The following is a 15275-nucleotide window of genomic DNA, read 5'->3' on the forward strand; positions in this document are numbered from 1 at the left end:
CCTCTTCCTCGAAGTCGTCCTCTTCCTCGAAGTCATCCTCTTCCTCGAAATCGTCCTCTTCCTCAAAGTCATCCTCTTCGTAATCGTCGTCTTCTACATAATCATCTTCATAGAAGTCATCGTCTTCCTCAAAGTCGTCTTCTTCCTCAAAGTCATCCTCTTCCTCAAAGTCGTCCTCTTCCTCGAAATCATCCTCTTCCTCGAAGTCATCCTCTTCCTCGAAGTCGTCCTCTTCCTCGAAGTCATCCTCTTCCTCGAAATCGTCTTCCTCGAAGTCGTCCTCTTCCTCGGAGTCGTCCTCTTCCTCGAAATCATCCTCGTCCTCGAAATCGTCTTCGTCCTCGGATTCATCTTCCGGGAATTCATTCCACTCTGCATCGAATTCCTCTACTTCTTCCTCATCTTCCTCCGGGAATTCATCTGCAAAACCATCTTCGTCAAAATCGTCTTCGTCGAATCCATCTTCCTCTTCAAAATCATCGTCTTCGGATTCCTCGTCTTCGAAATCATCCTCGTCTTCGGAATTGTCTTCCGAATCATCCTGGTTTTCTGTTTCCGGAATTTCTTCATCTTCTTGTACTTCTTCGATTTCTTCTACAGCGTCAACTTCATCTTCTGCTTCAAACTCTTCGTCCTCACCCTCAAAGTCTTCGTCTTCAAACTCTTCCTCTTCGAAATCATCTTCATCCTCAGAATCCTCGTCCTCCGTCTCCTCTTCTTCCGAAACTGCTTCAACAATCTCTTCTTCAGGTTCTTCTTCAGACTCTTCAGGTTCTTCCACAATATCGTCCAGCTCTTCTTCTGAAATAAACTGATCTACAATTTCTTCTTCAACAGATTCCCCTTCTGCTTTTGCAAGCTCCAGTTCCTCTTCTATATCAAAATTTTCCTCTTCTTTCTCCTGTGCTGTCACACGATCTTCCAGCTCTTCCACAAGCTGTCTGATATCATCAGAAAGCAATGCCTTTCTTCTTGCTTCCTCTGCCTCAAGACGAGCCTTCTCTTCCGCTTCACGACGAGCCTTCTCCTCCGCTTCAAGACGAGCCTTCTCCTCTGCTTCAAGACGAGCTTTCTCTTCCGCTTCACGGCGGGCTTTCTCTTCTGCTTCCTGACGGGCTTTTTCTTCTGCTTTCCGTCTTGCTATTTCTTCTACCTCGCGTCTCTCTGCCTCAAGTCTTTCCGCCTCTCGGCGGGCTTCCAGTGCTTCTCTCTCTTTTCTAAGTCGTTCTTCATCGGATGCTTTTTGCTTTGCGATCGCCTCAGCATTTACCTTCTGCTTAGCTTCCCATTCCATCAAGATGTCTTCAATCTTCATCTGACCTTCAATGCGGAGTTCTTCTTCTCGTTCCTCCATCTTCTTCTGGTCTTCCGGATTAATTCCACTCGCCATAGCCACGCCATTAGCCAGTGCTTCTTGAAGTGTCGCACCCTTCACAACTGTCGTAATAGACTTTTTTGGTCCTTCTGCCGCATGCTGAAGAATTCCTTCTAACTCTCTGACATTCCGAGCTTCTTCCGGAGTTTCCTTTCCGATTGGTTCAATGACTGGTGCTTCTGTTTCTACAACTTCTGGTTCTTCTGAAACAGCTTCTTCCGGTTCCAGGACTGGTTCCTCAGCTAGTGCTTCCGGCTCTTCTGAAACTGGTTCTTCTGAAACTGGTTCTTCTAAAACCGGTTCTTCTATCGGAACTTCTTTGTCTGCCTTGGCATTTTCTTCCATTGCCTTCAATGCTTCTCCAAGCTCTGCTGTCGGAATTCTTCTCGTTGCATCCAGACCATCCACAGTTTCTGTTGTATTGGCTCCTGATTCCTGCTGTTCTGCCTCCGCAGCTTCTGCTGCTTCCTGCGCTGCTTTAATCTGTTCTTTTGGAAGTGATACAGTATCCTGTGGAATACTCTTTACATCCTTAAGCGCAGCTCGCTCAGGTTTTTTATCCGCTGCTTTCTTAGGCTCTTTTTTCGGTACACCTTTATACTCATCGTACTTTTCCTGTTGGAGTGGTGTCAGTGGTTTGTACTTCATCTTCAATTCCATTGCCTGATATACATATTTTCCTTCGCTGAACCACAAGATCAAATCGTCACATTCTTCCAGGCACTTTGAGGTCATGCCTGCTTCATGATATAGCTTTGCGAGCTCATACGCCCATTTTTCAATATATTCTGCCTTTTTAAATTCTTCCAGTGCCGAAATCTGTTCTGACAGATCGGACCCTTGTGCCTTCAAAATCCGATATTTCAAAATGAATTGATTCGGATCTCTCGGTGCCAGTTTTACAAATTCCTCATAACAGTCCGAAGCCTCATTAATATCATTCAGTTTCAGGGCAAGTACTGCCAGACGATACACAACCTTTCTGCTGGACGGTGCTCTGTCAAATGCGATCATAAGCGTATCACGGCTCTTCTGAAACTCCCCGTTATTCTCGTAGATTTCGCTTACTGTATTTAACATTGCCGGGCTCTTCACCCTTCTCCAGTCTATTGTATCGGCAATTTCCATTGCTTTTCTAAATTGTTTCTTTTCGTAATGTTCGAGCATCTGCTCGGTTTTTACCCGATATTCATATTTATCCAATATTCTCACCTCAAATTTTTTGACAATTCTACAGATACAAGTTTATCATACACCAGTCTTATTGTCAAAAACATACGAGATTTTGTTACAAAAATGTTACAAAATGATATCGTCCACTTTTTTGAAATCTTTCAGGCTATACGCTTCTATAATATTTCCCTGGATAACATAAAGCGTATCTTCTATATAAATACCTCTTGTGATCCTCATACTATTTCCATTGATTTCCTCATGCATCGTACATGTAAATCCTTGTTTTTCGTCGTAAGAAAATGTATAGTACTCCCGGCCGCCTTCGCTGTCTGCAGCAAAACCAATCAGATTTTTCTCTGCATCTACTAAAGCTGCCTTATAATCATAAGAAACATCTGTATAGTACACATTTTCAATGACATAAGTCTGCTCCTCTTTCACATTTTCCGGATCGGAAATATCGAACATCGTCAATTTCACGCCATCTGTTGACATAGTCTTTTCATCAACATTCATCCCAATACCCAGAAGCTTATTTTTCCCATACGGATGCAGATAATCTGAAAATCCAGGTATCTTCAACGCTCCTATGATCTTTGGATTTTTCGGATCCGACAGATCAACGGAAAATAACGGATCCGTCTCTTTAAATGTTACAAAGTATCCTACTTTTCCCATAAATCTTGCGGAGTACACCCTCTCTTCTTCTGCCAGACCTTTGATGGAGCCGGTTTCTTTCAGTTCTTGATTCAAAACATAAACACTGTTCGTGTCGCCATCGGTCACTACAACTCTCAGATATCCATCATATTCATCAATAGAAAATGAATCATTAATATAGCCGTCTATTTTGCACTGTGCCCCAGCCGTCAATTTCCCACTTTCATAAGAAACTTTTCGGATTGTCGTCACATCTTTTCCGGAATATTGCCACACATTTTCATAAAAATAAATATTATCGTTGCTCACATATAAATTGCCACCGTCTGCCAAAAGTGCCTTACTGTGCGCTGTCTCATTTGGATTTTCCAGAGAAACTGATGTGATGATCGAATACATATCTGCCTTTGAAATGGACGGAAGACAAATATCTGTTTCTTTGATCAGATTATCGTTTACAAGTGGTATATAGGACTTCGGATTCTTCGCCGTTATACCATCAAGTGTTACATAATAATCACTGAATAAGTATAAGTATCCATCTGCAATTCTTGAAGAATTGTAATATCCACTCTGACTGACCCTGCCAACTTCTTTTGGATTTTCCCGGTCTGAAATGTCATAAGTTACTGCGGTCGTATTAGCCCTCTGACCATATCCATAATCATCATCATTCCATTTGCCGCCCACATAACCGTCACACACTGCAATTAATTGATTTCTTTCAATATCCAGATACATTTCCTGGATTTCAGAAACATCTTCCACTGTTATAGTAGCCGTTTGCTTCATCCGATTATCGCGGGTATCTATAATGGCAATCTGATCGCTCTTATCTTTTAACACGTAAAGGTATGTTCCATCTGTTTTAGCTGTATCCCCCTCGTCTACACCTTCCTGACGTACATTTGTCTCAGAATAAGAACCGCTTGCCATTCCGGTGTCCGCTGCTGCAGTACTGCTTTCTTCAATATTCTGTGCTGCATCTCCACTTGCCTTACTGTCAGCTGATTCATCGACTCTTATATCATTCAATGATCTTGCCCAGCTTGAAGTGTATGCACTGTCTCTTTCCTGATCTTTCTTATATTTTTCCAAATATGCATAGACATCCTTATATTCCGCCGCACTTTCTACTTTCGTACTGTCACTGATTGTCACATCACTGCATGCTATCTTATCATCTCGAGTCGCGTCTTCCATTTTAAAATAATTCTGGTATACCATCACTCCTACGATCAGCACCAGGCATGCTGCTGCCAGCCCACCGATTCTCGCCGGAGTCCACACTTTTTTCTTCTTTCCTGCAAGCTTTGCTTCAATCTGCCTCGGTTCAAGCGCTTTCGGCACCGGAACCTGTTCTGACTTTTCCTTTATTTTCCGAATCATGTCCTGCTCATTCTTATTCATAAAATGTCCTCCCATCCAACACACACTGCATCTTCTCCAGCGCCCGGCTTCGTTTTACCCGGACAGTTCCCGGCTTCAGGCTTAGGGTCTTCCCGATTTCTGTGCTGTTATAACCGCCAAACACTGACAGCCCGACTATCATTTGCTCTTCTTCTGAAAGAATAAAAAATGCATTTCTCACATCCATCGCAAGTCCCACATCTTCTTCATGAATTCCTTCCACCTGTCCTTCCGGGAAAAAATCTTCTGTCTGCTGTATTCCTTCTTTCGCCACCTGTTTCAATCTTTTCTTACATATATTTGACAAAATTGTAAAAATCCAGCTCTTGAAAGCTTCTTCTTTTCGAAGTTTATGTATATGTTCATAAGCAGATAACACTGCCGCACTCACCGCGTCTTCTGCCTCATGCGGATCACGCATCAGACAAAGCGCGTAGCGATAGAGGTCTTGATAGACCTGCTCATATAGCTTTGAAAATGCTTTTGCATCACATTTCATTCTTTTTCCTCCTCAATTTGTTTTTCTCAAGAAGTTCTCCACACTCCTCCATTGACTTATCCAACTGCCGTTCCCAATACCCAGTGTAAAAAGTATTATTACTTCTTCTACATATAAGAGTCCCAAAATATCCCAAGTGTTACAAAAAGGCGTCACTTTTTTTCATAAGTGCCGCCTTTTATTTACATTCGTTTATTCAATTATATTACCGCCGAAAATACTGCGCAAGATAAAATTCAGCGTAATTCCCAGTGCAACGGAACATAGAACGTGAATTTTACCTATCGGATTATTTAGCCCTTATAATAATTAATCAGACAACCTTTGAGAATAATCTCTCTTTCTGCGTCTGTCATATCTCCAAGTGTAAATGTGACTTCTTTCAATGTATCTCCGACTACATAAGCTTTGATCTCTGCATCTTTGTTTTCCACTGCTTTTCTGATTTCCGGTACAAAGATATAATCGCCATTTTTGAAGCTTAATTTCTTGTCGTCTTCTTTTGTGATAAATGGAAGCATTCCCCAGTTGATCAGATTGGAGCGATATCTTTTTGTCGCATATTCATTTGCAATATTCGCCCAGCCACCGAGCACCTTCTGACAGGAAGCTGCCTGCTCTCTTGCTGAACCGTCACCTGGTTTTACTGCAAAGATCGTACTTCCGACTCCGATATTTCCTTTTCCTGCTTCCGGATATTTCTCCTGGATCTTTGCCATAACCGGTTTTAATTCTTCCAATACCTCTAACGGACATTCGCCTGCTTCGATTGCTTTCTGTGCTTTCTGTACTTCCTTTGCACGTCCTACATATGCAGGATCTTTTCTGGAAAGTGCAAACTCTGCCAGTCCAAGTGGATTGGATCTGTAAGAAGATGTTTCTCCAGATGGGATCAGCTCATCTGTTGTTGTAACCGGATCGTGAATCTCTGATACAACTTTCAATACCAGATTCTCCGGAAGTGCTGACATTGCCGGCCAGTCTTTGATATTCGGTCCGAACTTGATCTTTGTATCCGGATCAGCCACACCATGACTGTCAAATACACGATTTGCATAAATCTTCTGGTCAAAGTGGTATTTCTGTCCCTTGTATTCTACGTCCATATCTGTTGCAGGTGTCAGGAAACCTTTATTTGCTGCTGTTGCTGCAATTGAACGGGCATCCATAAGTGCAACGGATGCAATCTGTCCACTCTGAAGCTTGGAACCTTCACGGTTCGGGAAGTTTCTTGTAGAGTGGCGAATAGAAAATGCGTTATTTGCCGGTGTATCTCCAGCTCCAAAGCATGGTCCGCAGAATGCTGTTTTTACAATTGTTCCTGCTTCCATAAGATCCGCAACTGCACCGTTTTTCACAAGTTCCATATAGATTGGTGTACTTGCCGGATATACACTAAATGTAAATTCATCTGAGCCAATGTAATGACCTTTTATGATGTCTGCTGCTGCGCAGATATTTTCAAATCCACCACCGGCACATCCTGCGATGATTCCCTGATCCACATAAAGTTTTCCATCAATCACTTTATCCTGAAGTGAATAATCCACCGCACCATCCAGGCTCACCAGTGCTTTCTGCTCTACATCGTGAAGCACGTCTTTCAGATTCTTACGCACTTCGTCGATTGTATATACATTTGACGGATGGAACGGCATTGCGATCATCGGACGTATCTCGCTTAAGTTCACATAGACCATACCATCATAATATGTAACTGCACCAGGATTCAGTTCTTTGTAATCTTCACTTCTGCCGTGGATCTCATAGAACTCCTTAATCTTATCATCTGTTTTCCAGATAGAAGACAGACATGTTGTCTCCGTTGTCATAACATCGATTCCGATACGGAAATCAGCACTTAACTTCTCCACACCTGGTCCGACAAATTCCATAACTTTATTGTTTACATAACCATTTGCAAATGTTGCACCTATAATTGCCAGTGCCACGTCCTGTGGTCCGACGCCTTTGACCGGCTCTCCGTCCAGATAAATTCCAATCACACCTGGCATCTTAATATCATATGTCTTATTCAGGAGCTGCTTTACAAGTTCCGGTCCGCCTTCACCCATAGCCATCGTTCCAAGTGCTCCATAGCGGGTATGGCTGTCGGATCCAAGGATCATCTTGCCGCCGCCTGCCAGCATCTCACGGGCAAACTGGTGAATAACTGCCTGATGCGGCGGTACATAGACACCGCCATATTTCTTCGCACAAGTCAGTCCAAACATGTGGTCATCTTCATTAATCGTTCCGCCGACCGCGCAGAGTGAGTTGTGACAGTTCGTCAATACATATGGAATTGGAAACTTCTCCAGTCCTGAAGCTCTCGCTGTCTGAATAATTCCGACAAATGTAATGTCATGAGATGTCAGCTTATCAAATTTGATCTGCAGTCTCTCCATATTGCCTGATGTATTATGAGCGTCCAGAATTCCATAAGCCATTGTCTGCGTTCTGGCTTCCTCCTTGGATACCTCACGGCCTGTCTTTGCCTTTACTTCTGCTTCGTCCGTAATGATCTCGGTGCCATTTACCAGATACGCACCGCCGTCATATAATTTCAACATGTCTAGTCCTCCTGATTACCTGTAATTATATTCTTCTTAATAATTACCTTTATTTCCAGATTGTATACATGTATATATTAGCACATCACATGACATATGTCCAACCATTTATTCACCCTTTTTCAAGAATAACTCTGTTGCTTTTTCAATCTCTTCTCCTGTCGCTTTCAGCAGCCTTTTTGCATCATTCATCGTTCCATTTCGCAGGCATTCCGCAATTGTTTCTAATCGTCCCGTCTCTATTCCCTTTTTCATTCCCTTTTTCATTCCCTTTTCTTCAATACCTTCTGATAAATTACACATATCATTCAACTCCTCCCTGATTTTTTCATCGACTGGAATATCTAACTCTTCATCTAAAAGCCGCACCTTTTCCTCTCCACTTAGTTTACTAGAGAATAATATATTTAAGAATTGATGTAATTCACTCTCAGTTTTGCTTTGAGACAGCTTTTGACTTGACTCGCAATCCAGTCCAATCATAATGAAATTAAATAAATCCTTCTTTCCAGGCCACTTATAATTTCCAACTAATGCATTGTCTGTTATATGAAAATGATTCAAACAATTTTTATTTACGCCCGGGCAAATCCATATGGAATATACCTTTACCATATCATCATAATTAGAATTTGTAAAATCTCTTTCTTTTTGTGAAGAAATCATTCTGCAAGTGTAAAATATAGCCCGATTCATCAAAGCATACCCCGGCGAACTATTCTTTTGAGCTTCTATATTCACAATAATCTGAGAAATTCCATCTTTCATTCGAACATAAAAAATAATATCAAAGCGAACAGCCCCTTCTTTTGTTTCCGTATTTTCCGTATTACTACCTTTAATTTTACTTTTCGGATTTTCCAACACTTGATTAGTCATTCCCGGTTCTACCGAAACCGTAGATACATATGGTTCTCCTTCAATCAAAGAAATGATATCTCTTGGATTCGCATCTTTAAATTCCGTTACTGTTCCTTTTAAAATATGTGCCAGAAAAATTTTGTTACTTAAAAGCTTTTTGGCATTCTCGTCATACTGCGCTTTCATGCCAATGGTTCCAATAATTTCTTTTGTATGTTTGTTCAATAATTATACTCCTTCCTGTACTCATAGTACAAACAACTTAATATAGTAACATTTTTTCTTCATGTCGGATTACTGTCTCGAAATCTGAAACACCGAAATGAGATACCTTACGGCTTAGAACTTTTTTAAATATAGAATCTTTTCTAAAAGTATTCATAGGATAACACAAAAGGAAAGATTTCGCAAGTGTTTCTCACGTAATCTTTCCTCTATTCTCTAAATTCTTCTCGTCTATTTTACACCATCACTTTTCGTTTTCCCAATAGTGCCATTTCTTCCACATTTTTTGTAGCATACAGTATCGTAACTCCGGTTCTCTCCTGCAATTCCACCAGCTCCTGAGTCAACTGATTATGAAATTTGGGACTTACATTGCGAAGCGGCTCATCCATAAGAATTACATCTGGTTCCAAAATCATGGCACGCGCCAGCGCGGTCCGATGTTTCCACAGATCTGACAAGTTTTTTACTTTTGCAAATCGGACTTCTACAAGATCCAGAAGTTCCATCACTTCCAGTGTCCGTTTTCCTATTTCTTTTTCATCTATGCCGCGAAGTCTTAAGCCCAGTTCTACATTTTCCAGAACTGTCATTCGCGGATACACAGTATAATTCTGAAAAATCATAGCAATTCCACGCTCCTCCGGTGGAAGACTGTTGACCAGCTTGTCTCCAATCCATATCTCTCCGTTTTTCACTTCATCAAGACCTGCGATCATGCGCATAACAGCACTTTTTCCACTCCCGGATGGGCCAGTCAATATTACAAATTCTCCGTCTTCAATCTGGAAATTTAAATCCTTTACTGCCTCATATCCATTCGGAAATGCGCGATCTACATGTTTTAATGTCAGACTTGCCATCTGATCAGCCCCTTTCTTTGTCTTCCCCTGACTACTGTAATTCAGGCTTTTTATCCATCATTACTTTTTTACAACAACGCCTGGTAAATGTCTCTCTTTCCGACTCCCCGGTCTTTCGCGACCATTTTCATTGCTTCTTTTTTCTGAATCCCCTGATCCATATAATAATCCATATGTTCCTGAATGGACATTTCTTCCCATTTCTGGCGTTCTTCTTCTATCTGTTCCTGACGGCTCTTACCCTCAATGACAAGCACGCATTCCCCTTTTGGTTCCTGCTCTTTATAATATTCCACTGCCGCACTGATCGTTGTTGCAAAGACGGTCTCATGCTTTTTCGTAAGCTCCCGGCAAATGCGGATTCTTCTGTCACCCAAGGTCGCAAGCAGAAGCTCTAATGTCCGGACCAGTCTGTGCGGTGCTTCGTAGATAATCATAGTTCTTGTCTCTTCCATCAGTTCGTTCAGCACTGCCTGTCGTTCTTTTTTATCTGTCGGAAGAAATGCTTCAAACGCGAATCTTCTTGTGGACAATCCGGAAATGGTCAGCGCTGTGATGCAAGCTGCTGCCCCCGGAACTGCTGTCACAGTGATTCCTGCTTCCTGACACATTGCCACCAGCTCCTCACCCGGATCGGAGATTCCCGGTGTTCCCGCATCCGTGATCAGTGCAATATCTTCACCATTTTCCAAGTGCTCAATCAACGTATGCGCTTTTGCAATCTTGTTATATTCATGATAACTGGTCATCGGTGTGTGAATATCAAAATGATTCAAAAGCTTAATGCTATTGCGGGTATCCTCTGCTGCGATCAGATCAACTTCTTTTAAAATACGGACACAGCGAAATGTCATGTCCTCCAGGTTACCGATCGGAGTTGCACACAGATATAATGTTCCTGACATATAATTCTCCTTTTATTTCATCCCGTACAATTTCAGTACTTCTTCCGTATACTCCCCGTCTTTCGTGTAGACTATAAGCGGCGGGTCTACGGCGAGGCGTGGTTTTCCGCCTTTGAGGCCTTCGATAAGAACCATGTTTGGCTCTTTGTCTGCATATGGGTGGACGAGACGCATGCGTTTCGGCTCGATTCCGTAATTGCACATTTTTGTAAAGATTTCCGGCAGGCGGAAAGGACGGTGCACCATGTAGAAACGTCCTTTCATTTTCAGTACTTTTGCACTTTCTCGCAGAAGATCATCTAATGTGCATAACGCTTCATGTCTTGCGATATACAAAGCCTCGTTATCATTTTTCAGACCGTGTTCTCCAATCATATACGGTGGATTGGATACAATGACTTCATACGAATCATTTCCAAATATGTGACTTGCCTCTTTGATATCACCGGTAACGATATCTATCTTGTTCTCCAGCCCGTTGTGTGCCACGCTTCTTCTTGCCATATCAGCACTTTCTTCCTGAACTTCCAGACCTGTATAATGAAGTCCCGGATTCTTTGCTTCCAGTAAAATCGGAAGAATTCCGGTTCCGGTCCCAAGATCCAGTGCTTGTTCCCCACGTTTTACTTTTGCATAGGAAGACAGAAGCACGGCGTCCATGCCAAAGCAGAACCGACCGGGCTTCTGTATAATCTCATAGCCCTTCACCTGGAGATCATCCAGGCGTTCATCGGGCTTCTTATTAGTCATCATTTAACTTGGAGGCGCCATTTTTCTCCTCCAGAGCTTTTAACTGTGCAAACTCCTCTTTCGAAAGCTTTGCATCTTTTTTCTTCTTTCTTGATTTGAATCTCAGCTCACCTGCCGGATATTCACGGATTTCTTTTTCATCGTTATCCAGCGTCACAATAACCTTTACAATCTGACGCAGTACGTGAACGGCCTGAACTTCACCATGAAGTCCTTCCGGCGTCGTCACATGATCTCCAACTCCCGGAAGCTGACGGTTCAGCTCTTCATAGGTCTCTTCTTCGTTAGTCAGACAGCACATCAGTCTGCCACAAACTCCGGATATCTTTGTCGGATTCAGAGACAGGTTCTGCTCTTTCGCCATCTTGATCGATACCGGTGCGAACTCAGACAGATACGTGTGACAGCAAAGTGGTCTTCCACAGATACCAATGCCTCCACGAATCTTCGTCTCATCACGGACACCAATCTGACGAAGCTCAATACGTGTACGGAACACGCTTGCCAGATCTTTTACCAGCTCACGGAAATCAATTCTTCCATCTGCGGTAAAGTAAAATAACACTTTATTATTATCAAATGTATACTCCGCATCTATAAGCTTCATTTCCAGACCGTGTTTACGAATCTTCTCTAAGCAGATGTTAAATGCTTCTTTTTCTTTTTCTCTGTTTTTCTCTTCTTTTTTGTAATCCTCTTCGTTTGCAATTCGAATCACAGATTTTAAAGGCTGTGTGATCTTGTCGTCTTCTACTTCTTTCGGACCTGTCACAACCTTTCCGAACTCAACACCGCGAGCCGTCTCTACGATGACACGGTCTTGGGGTTTAATCTCTAATTTCCCCGGTGAGAAAAAGTAGATCTTTCCCGCCTGACGGAATCTTACTCCGATTACTTTTGTCATAAATCTAGTTCTCCTTTATCGTCAGGAACAAAAGCTCCATGACCAGATCAAAGTTAACATTTGCTTTTAATCTGGCTTTTGCTTTGTCAAGGCTGTCCAGAATCGTCTCAATTCCTTCATAAGAACTGCGTCTTGCCTGCTCACGCATGCAGTCGATCTGATCTTTGAATACAACCTTATCTATTTCCCTTGTCGCTTTATATAACAAGACATCTCTGTACCATACCATGATCAGGTCAAGATAGTCGTTGATTTCAACTTTATAAAGAGTGCAGCGTTTCACTGCCTCCACAAGCTCACTGATATCCATCTCATTTATATGGCGCATCAGGTTCAGGACTTCGTCCTTGAGCTCATTAAAATGCTCGGAACCTGCCAGTTTGATAGCTTTCCCAAGGTTTCCCTGTGCAAATGCAGCGCAGACTTCAGCCTTGTAATCTGGTACTTCCATTCTCTCCATGAGATATTTTTTAATCAGTGCATCTTTGATGTAGCGAAGTTTTAACATGACACATCTGGAATTAATTGTCGGAAGCAATACGTCTGCATTTTCCGTCAGCAGAATAAATACTGCATACTGTGGCGGTTCTTCAATCGTCTTTAATAACGCATTCTGTGCCTGTACCGTCATAATATCAGCTTCCGGAATAATATAAACTTTATACGGACCCTGATATGGCTTGATCGCAACTGTATTATTGATCTGTGTGCGCACATCATCGACTCCGATGGATCCCGGCTTCTCATGTGTCACCCAGATAATATCCGGATGGTTATTCGATTCTGCTTGTACACAGGAATGACATTTATTACATGGTTCCGGTCCATGTTCTTCACATAAAAGTGCCATGGCAAATAACTTTGCCAGCATCTTCTTTCCGGTTCCGCGCTCGCCATTCACAATGTACGCCTGTGATACCCGATTCTCGGCAACTGCATTCTGCAAATATTGAATTACATCTCTGTGTCCTACTACATCTTTAAAACTTCCCATATCGTATGTCCTCTATAATTTCATCTAAGCATCTTTTTTGGTCATCATTGTAATAACGCTTCTTTATTCCCGCAGCTCTCAGATGCTCCTCGGAAAAATCTTCCGTATCTGCGAGAAATCTTCTGCACATCTCCGCGTAACGTGGCACTTCCTGCTGCCGCTCTCTCGTAAGTGCACGGTTCAGCCGCTCGCCGTCCTCTACTTCGATGTACACCGGAACAAGATACGCCGCTCCGTAATATTTCTTTAACTTTCCATAGGACTCCAGCGTTCCGATCATCAGATAGTCGGATTCTGCCAGATTGACCTGTCCATCTTCTATTGTAGCATATTTCCATGCTCCGTGAACAGTATTATAAGTACGAAGTTCAACAACCTTTCCCTGTCTCTCGAAAATATGCATCTGTTCATCTGTCACAAAATGGTATTCGACGCCTTCTCTTTCACCTTCCCGCTTCGGTCTGGTCGTGTAAAGCGTCACTGTCTGAAGCATCGGCAGCTCTTGCTTGATCTTCCGGAATAATGTATCTTTTCCAGATGAACTCTTGCCCATTATATAATATATCTTACCCATGCGTCCATACCTCTATGTATCCTTCTTTTTCTACTCCCTGTATCTCATATGTTCTTTCCATATACCATTGAAAATGTTCCCGGATCTGCGCTGTGATCCGTTCCCCCGGCACCAGCATCGGGATCCCCGGTGGATAGAGATACGCGTACTCCGCGGAAATGTAGCCTTCGCTCTGTGTCAATGGCACAACCTGAAACCCATCTGCCCCTGCGTCTTTCATGCTGATGACCTGCGCCGGTGAATAGATTACTTCCGCCTGTGGCAGATGTCCCGGTTCTATATCATAATTTTTTTCTTTCTTTTGCGACTTTTTGATTTCTTCCGGCACTATGTCTGAATCTACAGTGTTATAAGCCCCCTGTAAAGGTTTATATTTCTTATCCAACTCATAAATTGCTTTTATAAGCCGTTTCATTCCTTCATCGGTATCTCCGACCGAAGTCATGGCAATTACATAAGTCCCCGCGGCCATCTCCATTTGCAGGTGGTACTGATTTAATAAATCTTCCTGCAATTGAATACCTGTTGCTTCTGCACCATATGTATCCGCAAGTCCTTTCGTAAGTCCTGCTACTGATAATACAAGCTTTGACTTATCATAATGTTTGGTCTCTGCCAGCCGGATATGTTCACATTTTCCAAGTTCTTCTCTACATCTCTTCAAACGCTCCACATACGGGTCAAAAACTTCCTCGCAGTGATGATCCAGCATCTCCATGCACTGATCGATTCCCGCCATCAGAATATAAGACGGACTGCTGCTCTGTAACATATGCAGATATCGTCTCACCTTTTCCCGGTTCACCAGATTTCCATTCATGTGGAGAAGCGCTGTCTGGGTAAATGCCGGAAGTGTCTTGTGAACACTGTGGATCACAATGTCTGCGCCTTTTTGATTTGCATTTTCCGGAAAATAGGGATGAAAACCAAAATGAGCCCCGTGTGCTTCATCCACGATCAGCGGCAGTCCTTTTTCATGTGCGGCCTTTGCTATCTCGGCCACATCCGACACAATTCCATCGTAAGTCGGAGATACAATCATGACTGCTCGGATCTGTGGATACCGATTAAGGGCCCTCCTCACATCCTCTGCGGATATCTCAATATTCAACTGTAACTCTGAATCAAACCTAGGATAGAGATACACCGGATTCAACTCATTCATGTAGATTGCATGATAGACCGATTTGTGACAATTGCGCGCCACAAGAATCTGATCTCCTTTATTCGTCACACCCGCGATAGCACTCAGAATTCCAACTGTACTTCCATTTACCAGAAAATGTGTCTCATCTGCATGATAGATTCTGGCTGCCCGTTCCTGAGCCTCTTTCAGGATTCCTTCTGCGTGATGAAGATCATCAAATCCTTCAATCTCTGTAATATCTACAGTATAAGGATCCGCATCCCAGGACATATGCATCTTACGCTTATGTCCCGGCATGTGAAATCCATAATAGTCAGAATCGCTATACGCTTTTAATTTTTCGTATATCGTTGCCATTC

Annotated in this window: 12 protein-coding genes; all 12 read right to left on the bottom strand. The window is 42.6% G+C overall.

The window, feature by feature from the left end:
• On the bottom strand, positions 1-2587 hold a 2587-nt coding region (locus LI164_RS10170; protein WP_227087082.1), incomplete at its 3' end, for a lipopolysaccharide assembly protein LapB.
• An 87-nt stretch (positions 2588-2674) separates the two neighbouring features.
• Positions 2675-4621, bottom strand: coding sequence for a beta-propeller domain-containing protein (locus LI164_RS10175; RefSeq protein ID WP_005335067.1), 1947 nt, complete (start codon positions 4619-4621; stop codon positions 2675-2677).
• Positions 4614-5120, bottom strand: a complete 507-nt coding sequence (locus tag LI164_RS10180) for an RNA polymerase sigma factor (RefSeq protein WP_005335066.1) — start codon at positions 5118-5120, stop codon at positions 4614-4616. The genes LI164_RS10175 and LI164_RS10180 overlap by 8 nt, the downstream gene beginning before the upstream one ends.
• Positions 5121-5413: 293 nt before the next feature.
• Entirely contained in the window at positions 5414-7693 is a 2280-nt protein-coding gene (locus LI164_RS10185; protein WP_005335062.1) for a hydratase, read from the bottom strand.
• 108 nt (positions 7694-7801) lie between these two features.
• Positions 7802-8620 (bottom strand): Rpn family recombination-promoting nuclease/putative transposase, encoded by an 819-nt coding sequence (locus LI164_RS10190; RefSeq protein ID WP_227087083.1) that lies wholly within the window; start codon positions 8618-8620, stop codon positions 7802-7804.
• A gap of 395 nt (positions 8621-9015) precedes the next feature.
• Positions 9016-9642 (bottom strand): ABC transporter ATP-binding protein, encoded by a 627-nt coding sequence (locus tag LI164_RS10195; protein ID WP_005335055.1) that lies wholly within the window; start codon positions 9640-9642, stop codon positions 9016-9018.
• A gap of 68 nt (positions 9643-9710) precedes the next feature.
• The gene (rsmI, locus tag LI164_RS10200; RefSeq protein WP_005335054.1) at positions 9711-10547 is read right to left on the bottom strand and encodes a 16S rRNA (cytidine(1402)-2'-O)-methyltransferase; all 837 of its coding nucleotides are present in this window, start codon (positions 10545-10547) and stop codon (positions 9711-9713) included.
• Positions 10548-10559: 12 nt separating this feature from the next.
• The gene (locus tag LI164_RS10205) at positions 10560-11300 is read right to left on the bottom strand and encodes a tRNA1(Val) (adenine(37)-N6)-methyltransferase (protein ID WP_005335053.1); all 741 of its coding nucleotides are present in this window, start codon (positions 11298-11300) and stop codon (positions 10560-10562) included.
• Entirely contained in the window at positions 11290-12201 is a 912-nt protein-coding gene (locus LI164_RS10210) for a stage 0 sporulation family protein (RefSeq protein WP_005335051.1), read from the bottom strand. The genes LI164_RS10205 and LI164_RS10210 overlap by 11 nt, the downstream gene beginning before the upstream one ends.
• Positions 12202-12205: 4 nt before the next feature.
• Positions 12206-13195, bottom strand: coding sequence for a DNA polymerase III subunit delta' (gene holB / locus LI164_RS10215; protein WP_005335050.1), 990 nt, complete (start codon positions 13193-13195; stop codon positions 12206-12208).
• Positions 13182-13769 (bottom strand): guanylate kinase, encoded by a 588-nt coding sequence (locus LI164_RS10220; protein WP_005335048.1) that lies wholly within the window; start codon positions 13767-13769, stop codon positions 13182-13184. The genes holB and LI164_RS10220 overlap by 14 nt, the downstream gene beginning before the upstream one ends.
• The gene (locus LI164_RS10225; protein WP_005335047.1) at positions 13762-15273 is read right to left on the bottom strand and encodes an aminotransferase class I/II-fold pyridoxal phosphate-dependent enzyme; all 1512 of its coding nucleotides are present in this window, start codon (positions 15271-15273) and stop codon (positions 13762-13764) included. Before LI164_RS10225 ends, LI164_RS10220 begins: the two co-directional genes overlap by 8 nt.
• Positions 15274-15275 lie beyond the last annotated feature (2 nt).

It is taken from the genome of Dorea sp. 210702-DFI.3.125 (genome assembly GCF_020560945.1).
Taxonomy (GTDB): domain Bacteria; phylum Bacillota; class Clostridia; order Lachnospirales; family Lachnospiraceae; genus Dorea; species Dorea formicigenerans.